Origin of the sequence: Enterobacter kobei, assembly GCF_001729765.1 — a bacterium.
Lineage (GTDB): Bacteria > Pseudomonadota > Gammaproteobacteria > Enterobacterales > Enterobacteriaceae > Enterobacter > Enterobacter kobei.
Genome location: NZ_CP017181.1, coordinates 815,480 through 833,171 on the forward strand (window position 1 = coordinate 815,480; position 17,692 = coordinate 833,171).

Genomic DNA, 17,692 nt, shown 5'->3' on the forward strand with positions numbered 1-17,692 from the left:
CACTGTTTGGCCCCCGGCCGGGCAGTTCACATCTCCCGAGGATTTAAGAATGGCTGAAATTACCGCATCCCTGGTAAAAGAGCTGCGCGAGCGTACTGGCGCAGGCATGATGGATTGCAAAAAAGCGCTGACTGAAGCGAACGGCGACATCGAGCTGGCAATCGAAAACATGCGTAAATCCGGTGCGATCAAAGCAGCTAAAAAAGCAGGCAACGTTGCTGCTGACGGCGTGATCATCACCAAAATCGACGGCAACTACGGCATCATTCTGGAAGTTAACTGCCAGACTGACTTCGTTGCTAAAGATGGCGGTTTCCAGGCATTTGCGAACAAAGTTCTGGACGCAGCGGTTGCTGGCAAAATCACTGACGTTGAAGTTCTGAAAGCACAGTTCGAAGAAGAACGTGTTGCGCTGGTTGCTAAAATCGGTGAGAACATCAACATCCGTCGCGTTTCTTCTCTGGAAGGCGACGTTCTGGGCTCTTACCAGCACGGTGCACGTATCGGTGTTCTGGTTGCGGCTAAAGGCGCTGACGAAGAGCTGGTTAAACAGCTGGCTATGCACATCGCTGCAAGCAAACCAGAATTCGTTAAGCCAGAAGACGTGTCTGCTGAAGTGGTAGAAAAAGAGTACCAGGTTCAGCTGGACATCGCGATGCAGTCTGGTAAGCCAAAAGAAATCGCAGAGAAAATGGTTGAAGGCCGCATGAAGAAATTCACCGGCGAAGTTTCTCTGACTGGCCAGCCTTTCGTTATGGATCCAAGCAAGTCTGTTGCTCAGCTGCTGAAAGAGCACAACGCTGACGTAACTGGCTTCATCCGCTTCGAAGTGGGCGAAGGCATCGAGAAAGTTGAGACTGACTTCGCAGCAGAAGTTGCTGCAATGTCCAAGCAGTCTTAATGATTGAAAAGGAGCCGCCTGAGGGCGGCTTCTTTTTGTCACCCGTCATATGAAATCAGACAGGCTCCAGTATCGCTGTGCTGATTTGCGGCATATCATGTCGCCAGAATTAACTCCCATCTTAATCGTTGACAGTCTCAGGAAAGAAACATGGCTACCAATGCAAAACCCGTGTACAAACGCATTCTGCTTAAGCTGAGTGGCGAAGCGCTGCAGGGATCGGAAGGCTTCGGTATTGACGCAAGCATCCTTGATCGCATGGCACAGGAAATCAAAGAACTGGTCGAACTGGGTATCCAGGTTGGCGTGGTCATTGGCGGTGGCAACCTTTTCCGTGGTGCTGGTCTGGCGAAAGCGGGGATGAACCGCGTTGTGGGCGACCACATGGGTATGCTGGCAACCGTCATGAATGGCCTGGCGATGCGTGATGCGCTCCACCGCGCCTATGTGAATGCCCGCCTGATGTCCGCGATTCCACTCAATGGCGTATGCGATAATTACAGCTGGGCAGAGGCGATCAGCCTGCTGCGCAACAACCGCGTGGTGATCCTCTCCGCCGGTACGGGTAACCCGTTCTTTACGACCGATTCCGCTGCCTGCCTGCGCGGTATTGAGATCGAAGCCGATGTGGTACTGAAAGCGACCAAGGTAGACGGCGTGTTTACTGCCGACCCGGCAAAAGATCCTTCCGCCACCATGTACGATCAGCTGAGCTACGGCGAAGTGCTGGAAAAAGAGCTGAAAGTGATGGATCTTGCCGCCTTCACGCTGGCTCGCGACCACAAACTGCCGATCCGTGTCTTCAACATGAATAAGCCAGGCGCACTGCGTCGCGTGGTCATGGGCGAAAAAGAAGGCACTTTGATCACGGAATAATTTCCGTCGGCGATAAATACAGGTAAGATTCCGCTTTATTTTGTAGTGGTATCTTACCCGGGCGCGCCTTTGGCGTTGTCATGAATTAAACGCGACTATACTTAGCACACCTGTAGCGCTGTGCTGGCGGATAGTCTGCCTGAGACAAGTTTTCAAGGATTCGTAACGTGATTAACGACATCAGAAAAGATGCTGAAGTACGCATGGAAAAATGCGTAGAAGCGTTCAAAACCCAAATCAGCAAAATCCGTACTGGCCGTGCTTCCCCAAGCCTGCTGGATGGCATCATCGTGGAATACTACGGTACGCCAACCCCTCTGCGTCAGCTGGCGAGCGTGACGGTAGAAGATACCCGTACGCTGAAAATCAACGTGTTCGATCGCTCTATGAGCCCGGCAGTTGAGAAAGCGATCATGGCCTCTGACCTCGGTCTGAACCCAAGCTCTGCCGGTTCTGATATCCGCGTTCCACTGCCTCCACTGACGGAAGAGCGTCGTAAAGATCTGATCAAAGTGGTGCGTGGCGAAGCTGAGCAGGGTCGCGTATCCGTGCGTAACGTTCGCCGCGATGCGAACGATAAAGTGAAAGCACTGCTGAAAGAAAAAGAGATCAGTGAAGATGACGATCGTCGTTCTCAGGACGACATTCAGAAAATGACCGACGCAGCGATCAAGAAAATTGATGCGGCGCTGGCAGATAAAGAAGCGGAACTGATGCAGTTCTGATTTCTGTCGTACACTGATAAACGCCGTTCAGAGGGACTTCGGGTCTTGCTGGCGGCGTTTTGCTTTTATCTGGTCTAACTTTTTTCGGGCATCCCATGAAGCATTTAACTCTCCTTGGCTCAACCGGCTCTATCGGTTGCAGTACTCTCGACGTCGTCCGCCACAATCCTGAACATTATACCGTGACCGCGCTGGTCGCCGGTAAGAACGTGCAGCGCATGGTCGAGCAGTGCCTGGAGTTTATGCCACGTTATGCGGTGATGGATGACGATGAGAGCGCGCGTCAGTTGAAAACTCTGCTGCTTGAGAAGGGCAGTCGAACCGAGGTGCTGAGTGGGTCGCAGGCGGCCTGCGACATGGCGGCGCTGGATGAAGTTGACCTGGTCATGGCGGCCATTGTCGGTGCGGCCGGGTTGTTGCCGACGCTTGCGGCAATAGATGCGGGTAAAGATGTTCTGCTGGCCAACAAAGAGTCGCTGGTGACCTGCGGACGCCTGTTTATGGACGCGGTGAAGCAGCGCGGGGCGCGTCTTTTGCCGGTCGACAGCGAGCACAACGCCATTTTTCAGAGTTTACCGCAACCTTTTCAACAGAACCTGGGGTACGCTGACCTGGAGCAGAATGGCGTCGTGTCGATTCTGCTTACCGGGTCTGGTGGCCCGTTCCGTGAAACGCCACTGTCTGAACTGAGCGCAATGACGCCGGATCAGGCGTGTCGTCATCCGAACTGGTCAATGGGGCGTAAAATCTCCGTTGACTCCGCCACCATGATGAACAAAGGTCTGGAATACATTGAAGCTCGCTGGCTGTTTAATGCGTCAGCGAAACAGATGGAAGTTCTGATTCACCCGCAATCGGTCATTCACTCGATGGTGCGCTATCAGGATGGCAGCGTGCTGGCACAGCTGGGCGAGCCGGATATGCGTACGCCCATCGCCCATACAATGGCGTGGCCAAACCGGGTGAAATCGGGCGTGAAGCCGCTTGATTTTTGTAAGCTAAGTTCCCTGACGTTCAGTGAACCCGATTACGATCGCTATCCTTGTCTGAAGCTTGCGATGAATGCCTTCGACCAGGGACAGGCGGCGACGACGGCACTGAATGCAGCCAACGAAATTACCGTTGACGCATTTCTGCATCAGCAAATCCGCTTTACCGATATCGCAACGTTGAATTTATCGGTACTGGAAATAATGGATTTGCGTGAGCCTCAAAGTGTGGAAGAGGTGCTGGCGGTCGATGCTGCTGCACGTGATATTGCGCGTAAACAGGTGAGCCGCCTCGCAAGCTGGTGATAAAGCAAGCACTAGTCGTCGTGCTATTTGTTAGCTTTGGGCTTCAGTGATATAGTCTGCGCCACCTGATCGCAGGAATTTGACTTTATGTGGTCAGGTAAGCCGTGGTTTGACACGGCTTTTTTATGTACAGGCTTAAGTATTCCTGAGTACCGTTAAATCCTTTTCAGGGACAAAAAACGCGTTATGTTGTCTGCGAATCAACCAATAAGCGAAAACTTGCCAGCTCATGGCTGCCGTCATGTAGCAATCATTATGGATGGCAATGGCCGCTGGGCGAAAAGACAAGGGAAGATACGAGCCTTTGGGCATAAAGCAGGGGCGAAATCCGTTCGCCGCGCCGTTTCTTTTGCCGCGAATAACGGCATTGATGCGTTAACGCTCTATGCTTTTAGCAGTGAAAACTGGAATCGACCGCCGCAGGAAGTGACTGCGTTGATGGAACTGTTTGTGTGGGCGCTCGACAGCGAAGTAAAAAGCCTGCACCGCCACAACGTCCGCCTGCGTATCATTGGCGATACCAGTCGTTTTAACTCACGTTTGCAGGAACGGATTCGTAAAGCAGAAGCGCTGACTGAAAATAATACCGGTCTGACGCTCAATATCGCGGCGAATTACGGCGGACGCTGGGATATTATCCAGGGCGTTCGGCATCTGGCCGAACAGGTTCAGGAAGGGCTGTTGAGACCCGACCAGATTGATGAAGAGGCGCTGAGCAAGCAAATCTGCATGAATGAGCTGGCACCTGTGGATTTGGTAATTAGGACAGGGGGGGAACATCGCATAAGTAACTTTTTGATATGGCAAATTGCCTATGCCGAACTTTACTTTACAGATGTTCTTTGGCCCGATTTTGATGAACAAGACTTTGAAGGTGCGCTGCATGCCTTTGCCAATCGAGAGCGTCGTTTCGGCGGCACCGAGCCAGGTGGCGACAACGCCTGATGGGGGTAGCTTTTGCTGAAGTATCGCCTGATTTCCGCTTTTGTATTAATACCCATTGTCATTGCGGCGCTGTTTTTACTGCCCCCGGTGGGATTCGCTATTGTCACGCTGGTGGTCTGCATGCTCGCGGCGTGGGAATGGGGACAGTTTAGCGGCTTTACCTCGCGCAATCAGCGAGTATGGCTTGCGGTACTCTGTGGCTTTATTCTGGCCATAATGCTGTTTACGTTGCCTGAATATCACCACGATATTCATCAGCCGCTGGTTGCCGGTTCCTTGTGGATATCGCTGGCCTGGTGGGTGGCTGCATTGCTGCTGGTTCTTTTTTATCCAGGCTCTGCGGCTTTATGGCGTAATTCAAAAGTGTTGCGACTCATTTTTGGTCTGCTCACCATTGTGCCTTTTTTCTGGGGGATGGTCGCGCTACGCGCCTGGCACTATGACGAAAACCACTATAGCGGTGCGATCTGGCTGCTTTATGTGATGATTCTCGTCTGGGGGGCTGACTCCGGGGCCTATATGTTTGGTAAACTGTTCGGCAAACATAAACTGGCGCCGAAGGTGTCTCCAGGGAAAACCTGGCAAGGATTCATCGGCGGCTTGTTTACGGCTGCAGTTATCTCCTGGGGCTATGGCGTCTGGGCGGATCTGGCAGTGGCTCCGTCAATACTGCTGGTATGCTCTATTTTTGCAGCGCTTGCCTCAGTGCTCGGTGATTTAACCGAAAGTATGTTTAAGCGTGAAGCAGGGATTAAGGACAGCGGACATCTGATTCCAGGGCATGGCGGTATACTGGATCGCATTGACAGCCTGACAGCGGCTGTTCCAGTGTTTGCTTGCCTGCTTTTACTGGTATTCGGGACGATTTAACGGAAGGTTTTATGCTGAGCATTCTCTGGAATCTGGCGGCGTTCATTGTTGCACTGGGTGTGCTGATTACCGTGCATGAATTTGGCCATTTCTGGGTTGCTCGCCGTTGTGGTGTGCGGGTAGAGCGATTCTCCATTGGTTTTGGCAAATCACTCTGGACGCGCACCGACCGTCACGGCACGGAATTTGTCATTGCACTTATCCCGCTTGGCGGCTACGTCAAAATGCTCGACGAACGCGTCGAGCCTGTCGCACCCGAGCTGCGACACAGTGCGTTTAACAACAAAACCGTTGGACAACGCGCTGCCATCATCGCTGCCGGACCGGTAGCCAACTTCATCTTTGCAATTTTCGCTTACTGGCTGGTGTTTATTATCGGCGTCCCTGGCGTGCGTCCGGTGGTGGGGGAAATTGCGCCCAACTCTATCGCGGCGAATGCGCAAATTACGTCCGGGATGGAACTTAAAGCGATTGATGGCATCGAAACCCCTGATTGGGATGCCGTGCGACTGCAACTGGTAGCCAAAATTGGCGATGCGCAGACAACCCTCAGCGTATCGCCGTTTGGGTCAGACGCGCGTCAGGACAAAGTACTGGATTTACGCCACTGGCGTTTCGAGCCCGATAAAGAAGATCCCGTCGCAGCGCTGGGTATTCGTCCCCGCGGTGCGCAGATTGAGCCGGTATTAGCTGAAGTCCAGCCAAATTCGGCGGCGAGCAAAGCGGGTTTGCAAGCGGGCGACAGGATCGTTAAAGTCGATGGTCAACCATTAACAGAGTGGATGACCTTTGTTACTCTGGTGCGCGATAATCCGGGGACGTCCCTCGCGCTGGAAGTTGAAAGGCAAGGCAGTCCGCTTTCGCTGACGCTGATCCCGGATACGAAGTCGGTCGGCAAAAAGGCAGAAGGGTTCGCAGGCGTTGTGCCAAAAGTGATCCCGCTGCCAGATGAGTACAAGACAATACGCCAGTATGGGCCGTTCAGCGCCATCCTTGAAGCCACGGATAAAACATGGCAACTGATGAAGCTGACGGTCAACATGTTGGGGAAATTGATAACCGGTGATGTGAAACTGAACAACCTCAGTGGGCCAATCTCGATTGCTCAGGGGGCTGGGATGTCAGCGGAATTCGGGGTGATTTACTATCTCATGTTCCTCGCGCTCATTAGCGTGAACCTTGGGATAATCAACCTGTTCCCGCTTCCCGTGTTAGACGGGGGTCATCTGCTGTTTTTAGCGATTGAAAAGCTAAAAGGCGGACCGGTATCCGAGCGAGTTCAAGACTTTAGTTACCGCATCGGCTCGATTTTGCTGGTGCTGTTAATGGGGCTTGCACTTTTCAATGATTTCTCTCGGTTGTAAGAGAGTTAGTTAGGAAGAACGCATAATAACGATGGCGATGAAAAAGTTGCTCATAGCGTCGCTGCTGTTTAGCAGCGCCACCGTATACGGTGCTGACGGGTTCGTAGTGAAAGACATTCATTTCGAAGGCCTTCAGCGTGTCGCCGTTGGTGCGGCCCTCCTCAGTATGCCTGTGCGCCCCGGCGATACGGTTAATGATGAAGATATCAGTAACACCATCCGTGCTCTGTTTGCCACCGGCAACTTCGAGGATGTCCGCGTCCTGCGCGATGGTGATACGCTGCTGGTACAGGTAAAAGAACGTCCAACGATCGCCAGTATCACTTTCTCCGGTAACAAGTCGGTGAAAGATGACATGCTCAAGCAAAACCTTGAAGCATCCGGTGTTCGTGTGGGGGAATCTCTGGACCGCACAACCCTTTCAGACATTGAAAAAGGTCTGGAAGACTTCTACTACAGCGTCGGTAAATACAGTGCCAGCGTGAAAGCGGTGGTTACGCCGCTCCCACGTAACCGTGTTGACCTGAAGCTGGTCTTCCAGGAAGGTGTTTCCGCGAAGATCCAGCAGATCAACATCGTGGGTAACCACGCGTTTAGCACCGACGAACTGATCTCCACTTTCCAGCTGCGCGATGAAGTGCCGTGGTGGAACGTGGTTGGCGATCGTAAATACCAGAAACAGAAACTGGCGGGGGATCTCGAAACCCTGCGCAGCTACTATCTGGATCGCGGTTACGCCCGTTTCAACATCGACTCGACTCAGGTCAGTCTGACGCCGGACAAGAAAGGTATCTACATCACGATTAACATCACTGAAGGCGATCAGTACAAGCTTTCCGGTGTTGAAGTCAGTGGTAACCTGGCCGGGCATTCAGCTGAAATTGAAGCGCTGACTAAAATTCAGCCGGGCGATCTGTACAGCGGTTCTAAAGTCACCAAAATGGAAGACGGCATTAAGAAGCTGCTCGGCCGCTATGGTTATGCTTACCCGCGTGTACAAACACAGCCGGAAATCAACGACGCGGATAAAACCGTTAAGCTGCATGTTAACGTTGATGCGGGTAACCGTTTCTACGTACGTAAGATCCGCTTCGTCGGTAACGATACCTCCAAAGACTCCGTTCTGCGTCGCGAAATGCGTCAGATGGAAGGGGCATGGTTGGGTAGCGACCTCGTTGAACAGGGTAAAGAGCGTCTGAACCGTCTGGGCTATTTCGAAACCGTGGACACGGAAACGCAGCGTATACCCGGCAGCCCGGATCAGGTTGATGTCGTGTATAAGGTGAAAGAGCGTAACACCGGTAGCTTCAACTTCGGTGTGGGCTACGGTACTGAAAGTGGCGTGAGCTTCCAGGTTGGCGTCCAGCAGGATAACTGGCTGGGTACAGGTTACTCTGTCGGTATTAACGGCACCAAAAACGACTACCAGACCTACTCTGAGTTCTCTGTTACCAACCCATACTTCACCGTTGACGGTGTAAGCCTGGGCGGTCGTATCTTCTATAACGACTTTAAAGCAGACGACGCGGATCTCTCCTCCTATACCAACAAGAGCTATGGTGTAGACGGAACGCTCGGCTTCCCGGTTAACGAATATAACACCCTGCGTGCGGGCTTAGGTTACGTGCATAACGACCTGTCCAACATGCAACCTCAGGTGGCGATGTGGCGTTATCTGGACTCTATTGGCCAGTCTGCGAGTAAAACCGGCGATAACAATGGTTTTGCTGCGGATGACTTCACCTTCAACTACGGCTGGACCTATAACCGCCTCGACCGTGGTTACTTCCCAACGGAAGGTTCTCGCGTCAACCTGAACGGTAAAGTGACCGTTCCGGGCTCTGACAATGAGTTCTACAAGGTAACCCTGGATACCGCGTCCTACTTCCCAATTGATGATGACCACAAGTGGGTCGTTCTGGGTCGTACCCGTTGGGGCTATGGTGATGGTATCGGCAGTAAAGAGTTGCCGTTCTACGAGAACTTCTACGCGGGTGGTTCCAGCACCGTGCGTGGCTTCCAGTCCAACAACATTGGTCCGAAAGCGGTTTACTACGGCGGTAACGATAAAGATAACTGCTATAAATCTTCATCTTCCGAAGTGTGTAGCTCTGATGATGCAGTGGGCGGTAACGCCATGGCCGTGGCGAGCCTCGAGTTCATCACACCAACGCCGTTTATCAGTGATAAATACGCGAACTCCGTCCGTACGTCCTTCTTCTGGGATGCCGGTACGGTGTGGGACACCAACTGGCAGAATACTGCACAGATGCGTGATGCTGGCGTTCCGGACTACAGCGATCCGAGCAATATTCGCATGTCTGCTGGTATCGCATTACAATGGATGTCACCGCTGGGACCGTTGGTCTTCTCTTACGCCCAGCCGTTTAAGAAATACGATGGAGACAAAGCGGAGCAATTCCAGTTTAACATTGGTAAAACCTGGTAATAATCCGCTGCAAAGGAATGCGTTGGCAGTGTAGCGCTGACAACCGGCGATCGGTAAAACGGTCGCCTTGCCACGCAAAGAACGGTACCTTCTGGTGCCAATGGGATGGTAAGGAGTTAATTGTGAAAAAGTGGTTATTAGCTGCAGGTCTCGGTTTAGCGATGGCAACTTCTGCTCAGGCAGCAGACAAAATCGCAATCGTCAACATGGGTAATTTGTTCCAGCAGGTTGCACAGAAAACGGGTGTTTCTGCAACACTGGAAAACGAATTCAAAGGCCGTGCGAGCGAACTGCAGCGTATGGAAGGCGATCTTCAGTCCAAAATGCAGCGTCTGCAGCGTGATGGTTCTACCATGAAAGCAAGCGATCGCAGCAAACTGGAAAAAGACGTTATGGCTCAGCGCCAGACCTTCTCTCAGAAAGCGCAGGCTTTCGAGCAGGATCGTCAGCGTCGTTCTAACGAAGAGCGTGGCAAGCTGGTCACTCGCATTCAGACTGCTGTTAAAGCAGTGGCTGCCGATCAGAGCATCGATCTGGTTGTTGATGCGAATGCCGTTGCTTTCAACAGCAGCGATGTTAAAGACATCACCGCTGATGTTCTGAAACAGGTTAAATAAGTAATGCCTTCAATTCGACTGGCTGATTTAGCTCAGCAGTTGGATGCAGAATTACACGGTGATGGCGATATCGTCATCACCGCTGTTGCGTCCATGCAATCTGCTAAAGCTGGCACGATTACCTTCATGGTAAGCCCTAAGTACCGTGAACAACTGGCTCAATGCCAGGCGTCAGCTGTTGTTCTGACGCAGGACGATCTTCCCTTTGCCACTGGAAGTGCACTGGTAGTGAAAAATCCCTACCTGACGTATGCACGCATGGCTCAAATTCTTGATACCACGCCGCAGCCGGCTCAGAACATTGCTGCCAGTGCAGCAATCGATCCGACGGCTAAGCTTGGTAACAATGTTGCCGTTGGTGCGAATGCGGTTATCGAGTCTGGCGTTGTGCTGGGTGATAACGTCGTGATTGGCCCGGGGTGCTTCGTTGGGAAAAATACGAAAATCGGCGCAGGAACCCGTTTATGGGCCAATGTGTCCGTTTATCATGAAGTTGAAATCGGCGAAAATTGCCTCGTCCAGTCCAGCACCGTGATTGGTTCTGATGGCTTTGGTTACGCGAACGATCGCGGTAACTGGGTTAAGATCCCGCAGCTTGGTCGCGTTATTATTGGCGATCGCGTGGAGATTGGGGCCTGTACCACGATCGACCGTGGTGCACTCGACGACACGGTCATTGGCAATGGTGTTATCATCGATAACCAGTGCCAGATTGCGCATAACGTTGTGATTGGCGACAATACCGCAGTTGCGGGGGGCGTCATCATGGCGGGCAGCCTGAAAATTGGTCGTTATTGCATGATTGGCGGTGCGAGCGTGATTAATGGCCACATGGAAATATGCGACAAGGTGACGGTGACAGGCATGGGCATGGTAATGCGTCCGATCACTGAACCTGGCGTCTATTCCTCGGGCATTCCGCTGCAACCCAACAAGGTATGGCGTAAAACAGCAGCACTGGTGATGAACATTGATGATATGAGCAAGCGACTCAAGTCTCTTGAGCGTAAGATCGATCAACAAGACTAAACGTCACCCGTTTAACGCTATCTTTCCCGGCCTGTCGGCTTTCTAATAAACCGGCAGGCCGTGTTATTATTGTTATCAGTACATTTTGACAGGAAGAGTATTTTGACTACTGACACTCATACTCTGCATATTGAAGAGATTTTAGAACTTCTGCCGCACCGCTACCCGTTTTTGCTGGTAGACCGTGTGCTGGATTTTGAAGAAGGTCGTTTTCTGCGCGCAGTGAAAAATGTTTCCGTGAACGAACCGTTCTTCCAGGGACACTTCCCGGGTAAGCCTATCTTCCCGGGTGTGTTGATTCTGGAAGCGATGGCTCAGGCTACCGGTATTCTGGCGTTTAAAAGCGTCGGTAAACTGGAGCCAGGTGAACTCTATTACTTCGCAGGTATTGATGAAGCGCGCTTTAAGCGTCCTGTCGTGCCTGGTGATCAGATGATCATGGAAGTCACTTTTGAAAAAACGCGTCGTGGCCTGACTCGCTTCAAAGGCGTAGCGCTGGTTGACGGCAAAGTTGTTTGCGAAGCGACGATGATGTGTGCTCGTAGCCGGGAGTCCTGATACGTGATTGATAAATCCGCCTTTATTCATCCTACTGCTATTGTGGAAACCGGCGCCATCATTGGTGCCAACGTTCACATTGGCCCGTTCTGTATTGTTGGACCCAATGTCGAAATTGGTGAGGGTACAGTACTGAAATCTCACGTTGTCGTGAATGGTCATACGACCATTGGCAGCAATAACGAGATCTATCAGTTCGCTTCCATCGGCGAAGTTAACCAGGATCTGAAATATGCTGGTGAGTCGACCCGTCTGGAAATTGGCGATCGTAACCGTATTCGCGAAAGCGTCACCATTCATCGTGGAACAGTACAGGGTGGTGGGTTGACGAAGGTGGGTAGCGATAACCTGTTTATGGTGAATGCGCATATTGCGCATGACTGTACCGTGGGCGATCGCTGTATTCTTGCCAACAACGCAACGCTGGCAGGACACGTATCTGTTGATGACTTCGCAATTATTGGCGGCATGACCGCAGTCCATCAGTTCTGCATCATTGGTGCACACGTGATGGTCGGTGGCTGCTCCGGTGTGGCGCAGGACGTCCCACCGTATGTGATTGCGCAGGGCAACCATGCCACGCCGTTTGGCGTGAACATCGAAGGCCTCAAGCGTCGTGGTTTTAGTCGCGAAGCGATTACGGCCATCCGTAACGCGTACAAACTGCTGTACCGTAGCGGTAAAACGCTGGAAGAGGCGAAGCCGGACATTGCCGAACTGGCGGATAAGTTCCCGGAAGTGAACGCGTTCATGGAGTTCTTTGACCGTTCAACAAGGGGTCTGATTCGTTAATGGTCGACAGTCGTCCGCTTACGATAGCCCTGGTCGCCGGAGAAACCTCCGGCGATATTCTTGGTGCCGGTCTCATCCGCGCGCTCAAAGCTCGCGTACCTAACGCCCGCTTTGTTGGCGTGGCTGGCCCGCTGATGCAGGCCGAAGGCTGTGAAGCCTGGTATGAAATGGAAGAGCTGGCCGTGATGGGCATTGTTGAGGTGCTGGGGCGTTTGCGACGCTTGCTGCATATTCGTGCCGATCTTACCCGCCGCTTTACCGAGCTCAAACCCGATGTGTTTGTCGGTATCGATGCACCCGACTTCAACATTACCCTCGAAGGTAATCTGAAAAAGCAGGGCATCAAAACCATTCATTACGTCAGTCCGTCCGTTTGGGCGTGGCGACAGAAACGCGTTTTCAAAATTGGACGGTCCACCAACCTGGTGCTGGCTTTTCTGCCTTTCGAAAAAGCGTTTTACGACAAATTTAATGTTCCCTGCCGTTTTATCGGTCATACCATGGCGGATGCGATGCCGCTGGATCCGGATAAAAACGCGGCGCGCGACGTGCTCGGTATCCCTCATGATGTGCACTGTCTGGCATTGCTGCCAGGAAGCCGTGGCGCAGAAGTGGAGATGCTGAGCGCTGATTTCCTGAAAACCGCGCAGATTCTTCGCAAGACGTATCCCGATCTTGAAGTGGTCGTGCCGCTGGTGAATGCCAAACGCCGCGAGCAGTTCGAACGCATTAAAGCGGAAGTCGCCCCGGATCTTCACGTCCGCCTGCTGGACGGGAAAGGACGGGAAGCGATGTTTGCGAGCGATGCCGCACTGCTGGCCTCTGGCACGGCTGCGCTGGAATGTATGCTGGCGAAATGCCCGATGGTGGTCGGTTATCGTATGAAGCCGTTTACCTTCTGGCTGGCAAAACGTCTGGTGAAAACGGATTATGTTTCCCTGCCAAACCTGCTTGCCGGGCGCGAGCTGGTAAAAGAGCTCTTACAGGATGAGTGCCAGCCTCAGGCGCTGGCGGAGGCCCTGCTGCCGCTGCTCGCCAACGGCAAGACCAGCCACCAGATGCATGATACCTTCCGTGAACTGCATCAACTGATCCGCTGCAATGCAGATGAGCAAGCGGCCGATGCAGTGCTGGAGTTAGCAAAATGATGGAATTTGTATACCCTCACACGCATCTTGTGGCAGGGGTGGACGAAGTCGGTCGTGGCCCGTTAGTGGGGGCTGTTGTGACCGCCGCGGTGATCCTCGATCCCGCCCGCCCGATCGTCGGGCTAAACGACTCAAAAAAATTATCCGAAAAACGTCGACTGGCCCTGTTCAGTGAGATTCAGGAGAAGGCTCTGGCCTGGAGCCTGGGGCGCGCTGAGCCGCATGAAATCGACGAGTTGAATATTTTGCATGCTACAATGCTGGCCATGCAGCGCGCGGTAGCGGGCCTGAAAATTGCTCCGGAATATGTCCTGATTGACGGCAACCGCTGTCCGGCACTGCCGATGCCTTCTATGGCGGTCGTCAAAGGCGATAGCCGTGTCGCCGAGATCAGCGCAGCATCTATTATTGCCAAGGTGACACGCGACGCTGAAATGGCCGCGCTGGATCTCACTTACCCTCAGTATGGCTTCGCCCAGCACAAGGGGTATCCTACGGCTTTCCATCTGGAAAAGCTGGCTGAACATGGCGCAACTGAACATCACCGGCGCAGCTTTGGCCCGGTGAAACGCGCGCTGGGACGGGTGTCCTGAATCAATACGCAAGCAATTAAGTAACGCGGAATCTGAAGATGGCTGAACCACGTTTCGTACACCTGCGGGTGCATAGCGACTACTCCATGATCGATGGGCTGGCGAAGACCGGGCCGCTTGTAAAAAAGGCGGCCGCGCTTGGCATGCCTGCGCTGGCGATCACCGATTTTACCAACCTGTGTGGCCTGGTGAAGTTCTACGGAACGGCACATGGCGCGGGGATGAAGCCTGTCGTCGGTGCGGATTTTCATGTTCAGAGCGATCTCATCGGCGATGAACTGACGCAAATTTCCGTGCTGGCCATGAACAACACCGGCTACCAGAACCTCACTCTGCTTATTTCGAAAGCTTATCAGCGCGGCTATGGTGCGCTGGGCCCGTGGATCGACCGGGACTGGCTGGCGGAACTGAACGAAGGGCTGCTGCTGATCTCCGGTGGCCGCATGGGCGACGTCGGCAAATGCCTGCTGCGTGGCAACAGCGCGCTGGTGGATCAGTGCGTCTCGTTTTATGAAGAATATTTCCCGGATCGTTACTATCTGGAATTGATCCGCACCGGCCGCCAGGACGAAGAGAGCTATCTGCACGCCGCTGTTGCGCTGGCTGAAGAGCGCGGTTTGCCCGTGGTGGCGACGAATGATGTGCGTTTCCTGGAATCCGGCGATTTTGACGCCCACGAAATTCGTGTGGCGATCCATGATGGCTTCACCCTTGACGATCCAAAGCGCCCGCGTAATTACTCATCGCAGCAGTATATGCGCAGCGAAGAGGAGATGTGCGAGCTCTTTTCCGATATCCCTGAAGCGCTGGAAAACAGCGTAGAGATTGCCAAGCGCTGTAACGTCACCGTGCGCCTCGGCGAATACTTCCTGCCGCAGTTCCCGACGGGTGACATGACGACGGAAGATTTCCTGGTCATGAAATCGAAGGAGGGTCTGGAAGAGCGTCTCGAATTCCTCTTCCCGGATGAAGAAGAGCGTAAAAAACGTCGTCCGGAGTATGACGAGCGTCTGGATATAGAGCTTCAGGTTATCAACCAGATGGGCTTCCCCGGCTACTTCCTGATCGTTATGGAGTTCATTCAGTGGTCGAAGGATAACGGCGTACCGGTAGGTCCGGGCCGTGGCTCCGGTGCGGGCTCGCTGGTGGCGTATGCATTAAAAATTACCGACCTCGATCCGCTGGAATTCGACCTGCTGTTCGAACGTTTCCTCAACCCGGAACGTGTTTCCATGCCCGACTTCGACGTCGACTTCTGCATGGAGAAACGCGATCAGGTGATCGAGCACGTAGCGGACATGTATGGCCGTGACGCGGTATCGCAGATCATTACCTTCGGTACCATGGCGGCGAAAGCGGTTATCCGCGACGTGGGTCGTGTACTCGGCCACCCGTACGGTTTCGTCGATCGTATTTCTAAGCTGGTGCCGCCCGATCCGGGCATGACGCTGGCAAAAGCGTTTGAAGCCGAACCTCAGCTGCCGGAAATCTACGAAGCTGACGAAGAAGTCAAAGCCCTGATCGACATGGCGCGCAAGCTGGAAGGCGTCACGCGTAACGCCGGTAAGCATGCAGGTGGCGTGGTTATTGCTCCGACCAAAATTACCGACTTCGCGCCGCTCTACTGCGATGAAGCGGGTGAGCATCCAGTCACTCAGTTTGATAAGAACGACGTGGAATACGCCGGGCTGGTGAAGTTTGACTTCCTCGGCCTGCGTACGCTGACGATCATCGACTGGGCACTGAAGATGATCAACCCGCGCCGGGAAAAGCAGGGCCTTGAACCGATAGACATTGCTGCCATCCCGCTGGATGACAAGAAAAGTTTCGACATGCTGCAGCGCTCGGAGACCACCGCGGTCTTCCAGCTTGAATCCCGCGGCATGAAGGACCTGATCAAGCGCCTGCAGCCTGACTGCTTCGAAGATATGATCGCACTGGTGGCGCTGTTCCGCCCGGGGCCGCTGCAGTCGGGGATGGTAGATAACTTTATCGACCGTAAGCACGGTCGCGAAGAGATTTCCTACCCGGACGTGCAGTGGCAGCATGAAAGCCTGAAACCGGTACTGGAGCCGACCTACGGCATCATCCTGTACCAGGAACAGGTCATGCAGATTGCTCAGGTGCTTTCTGGTTATACCCTCGGCGGCGCGGACATGCTGCGTCGTGCGATGGGGAAGAAAAAACCGGAAGAGATGGCCAAGCAGCGCTCCATCTTTGAAGACGGTGCGAAGAAAAACGGCGTTGACGGCGAGCTGGCGATGAAAATCTTCGACCTGGTGGAGAAATTCGCCGGGTACGGATTTAACAAATCCCACTCTGCCGCCTATGCGCTAGTCTCATACCAGACGCTGTGGCTGAAAGCGCACTATCCTGCTGAATTTATGGCGGCGGTAATGACTGCCGATATGGATAACACCGAGAAGGTCGTTGGCCTGGTGGATGAGTGCTGGCGCATGGGGCTCAAGATCCTGCCGCCGGATATTAACTCGGGGCTTTACCATTTCCACGTCAACGACGACGGGGAGATCGTTTACGGGATCGGTGCGATCAAGGGCGTGGGTGAAGGGCCGATCGAGGCGATCATCGAAGCGCGTAACAACGGCGGCTATTTCCGCGAGCTGTTCGATCTGTGCGCCCGTACCGATACCAAAAAACTGAACCGCCGCGTACTGGAAAAGCTGATTATGTCCGGCGCGTTCGACAGGCTGGGGCCGCACCGCGCTGCGTTGATGAACTCCCTCGGCGATGCCCTGAAAGCGGCGGACCAGCACGCGAAAGCGGAAGCCATTGGGCAGGCAGATATGTTCGGTGTGCTGGCGGAGGAGCCGGAGCAGATTGAGCAGTCGTACTCTAACTGCCAGCCATGGCCAGAACAGGTCGTGCTGGATGGCGAGCGTGAAACGTTAGGCTTGTACCTGACGGGTCACCCGATCAACCAGTACATCAAAGAAATTGAGCGCTATGTCGGCGGCCACAGGCTAAAAGACATGCATCCGACAGAACGTGGTAAAATTACCACGGCTGCGGGGCTCGTGATTGCTGCAAGGGTTATGGTCACCAAGCGCGGCAATCGTATCGGCATCTGTACGCTGGATGACCGTTCCGGGCGTCTGGAGGTGATGTTGTTCACCGACGCGCTGGATAAATACCAGCAATTGCTGGAAAAAGACCGCATACTTATCGTCAGCGGACAGGTCAGCTTTGATGACTTCAGCGGGGGGCTTAAAATGACCGCCCGCGAAGTGATGGACATTGACGAAGCCCGGGAAAAATATGCTCGCGGGCTTGCTATCTCGCTGACGGACAGGCAAATTGATGACCAGCTTTTAAACCGACTCCGTCAGTCTCTGGAACCCCACCGCTCGGGGACAATTCCAGTACATCTCTACTATCAGAGGGCGGATGCACGTGCGCGGTTGCGCTTTGGTGCAACGTGGCGTGTCTCTCCGAGCGATCGTTTACTGAACGATCTCCGTGGCCTCATTGGTTCGGAGCAGGTGGAACTGGAGTTTGACTAATACAGGAAT

At 53.5% G+C, this 17,692-nt stretch carries 15 protein-coding genes; all 15 read left to right on the forward strand.

Features of this window, described 5'->3' with window-relative positions; genetic code table 11:
- The first annotated feature begins 49 nt into the window (after window positions 1–49).
- The 15 genes from tsf to dnaE all read left to right on the forward strand — a co-directional run bounded on the left by tsf (window position 50) and on the right by dnaE (window position 17,683).
- On the forward strand, window positions 50–901 hold the full coding sequence (gene tsf / locus BFV64_RS03840; protein WP_014882627.1) for a translation elongation factor Ts: 852 nt from the start codon (window positions 50–52) through the stop codon (window positions 899–901).
- 150 nt (window positions 902–1,051) lie between these two features.
- Complete coding sequence (gene pyrH / locus BFV64_RS03845; protein WP_023332129.1) at window positions 1,052–1,777, forward strand: UMP kinase; 726 nt, start codon at window positions 1,052–1,054, stop codon at window positions 1,775–1,777.
- 167 nt (window positions 1,778–1,944) lie between these two features.
- The gene (frr, locus tag BFV64_RS03850; protein ID WP_014882629.1) at window positions 1,945–2,502 is read left to right on the forward strand and encodes a ribosome recycling factor; all 558 of its coding nucleotides are present in this window, start codon (window positions 1,945–1,947) and stop codon (window positions 2,500–2,502) included.
- Window positions 2,503–2,597: 95 nt separating this feature from the next.
- Window positions 2,598–3,797: a 1-deoxy-D-xylulose-5-phosphate reductoisomerase gene (ispC, locus tag BFV64_RS03855; RefSeq protein WP_069601712.1), complete on the forward strand. Its 1,200-nt coding sequence runs from the start codon at window positions 2,598–2,600 to the stop codon at window positions 3,795–3,797.
- A gap of 186 nt (window positions 3,798–3,983) precedes the next feature.
- The gene (gene ispU, locus BFV64_RS03860) at window positions 3,984–4,742 is read left to right on the forward strand and encodes a (2E,6E)-farnesyl-diphosphate-specific ditrans,polycis-undecaprenyl-diphosphate synthase (RefSeq protein WP_014882631.1); all 759 of its coding nucleotides are present in this window, start codon (window positions 3,984–3,986) and stop codon (window positions 4,740–4,742) included.
- 12 nt (window positions 4,743–4,754) lie between these two features.
- The gene (gene cdsA / locus BFV64_RS03865; RefSeq protein WP_014882632.1) at window positions 4,755–5,612 is read left to right on the forward strand and encodes a phosphatidate cytidylyltransferase; all 858 of its coding nucleotides are present in this window, start codon (window positions 4,755–4,757) and stop codon (window positions 5,610–5,612) included.
- A gap of 11 nt (window positions 5,613–5,623) precedes the next feature.
- Window positions 5,624–6,976 carry a sigma E protease regulator RseP gene (gene rseP, locus BFV64_RS03870; RefSeq protein WP_014882633.1) on the forward strand — a complete coding sequence of 451 codons (1,353 nt, stop codon included), beginning with the start codon at window positions 5,624–5,626 and terminating at the stop codon, window positions 6,974–6,976.
- A 31-nt stretch (window positions 6,977–7,007) separates the two neighbouring features.
- Complete coding sequence (bamA, locus tag BFV64_RS03875; protein WP_069601713.1) at window positions 7,008–9,425, forward strand: outer membrane protein assembly factor BamA; 2,418 nt, start codon at window positions 7,008–7,010, stop codon at window positions 9,423–9,425.
- A 122-nt stretch (window positions 9,426–9,547) separates the two neighbouring features.
- Window positions 9,548–10,042 (forward strand): molecular chaperone Skp, encoded by a 495-nt coding sequence (gene skp, locus BFV64_RS03880; RefSeq protein ID WP_014882635.1) that lies wholly within the window; start codon window positions 9,548–9,550, stop codon window positions 10,040–10,042.
- Window positions 10,043–10,045: 3 nt separating this feature from the next.
- Window positions 10,046–11,071: a UDP-3-O-(3-hydroxymyristoyl)glucosamine N-acyltransferase gene (lpxD, locus tag BFV64_RS03885; protein ID WP_045281026.1), complete on the forward strand. Its 1,026-nt coding sequence runs from the start codon at window positions 10,046–10,048 to the stop codon at window positions 11,069–11,071.
- Window positions 11,072–11,173: 102 nt separating this feature from the next.
- Window positions 11,174–11,629 (forward strand): 3-hydroxyacyl-ACP dehydratase FabZ, encoded by a 456-nt coding sequence (fabZ, locus tag BFV64_RS03890; RefSeq protein ID WP_010426706.1) that lies wholly within the window; start codon window positions 11,174–11,176, stop codon window positions 11,627–11,629.
- A gap of 3 nt (window positions 11,630–11,632) precedes the next feature.
- A complete protein-coding gene (lpxA, locus tag BFV64_RS03895; protein ID WP_014882637.1) occupies window positions 11,633–12,421 on the forward strand; it encodes an acyl-ACP--UDP-N-acetylglucosamine O-acyltransferase in 789 nt (262 codons plus the stop codon).
- Complete coding sequence (gene lpxB / locus BFV64_RS03900; protein ID WP_023332133.1) at window positions 12,421–13,569, forward strand: lipid-A-disaccharide synthase; 1,149 nt, start codon at window positions 12,421–12,423, stop codon at window positions 13,567–13,569. The genes lpxA and lpxB overlap by 1 nt, the downstream gene beginning before the upstream one ends.
- Window positions 13,566–14,162 carry a ribonuclease HII gene (gene rnhB / locus BFV64_RS03905; protein ID WP_014882639.1) on the forward strand — a complete coding sequence of 199 codons (597 nt, stop codon included), beginning with the start codon at window positions 13,566–13,568 and terminating at the stop codon, window positions 14,160–14,162. Before lpxB ends, rnhB begins: the two co-directional genes overlap by 4 nt.
- 38 nt (window positions 14,163–14,200) lie before the next feature.
- Window positions 14,201–17,683, forward strand: coding sequence for a DNA polymerase III subunit alpha (gene dnaE / locus BFV64_RS03910; protein ID WP_023336775.1), 3,483 nt, complete (start codon window positions 14,201–14,203; stop codon window positions 17,681–17,683).
- Window positions 17,684–17,692: the final 9 nt, after the last annotated feature.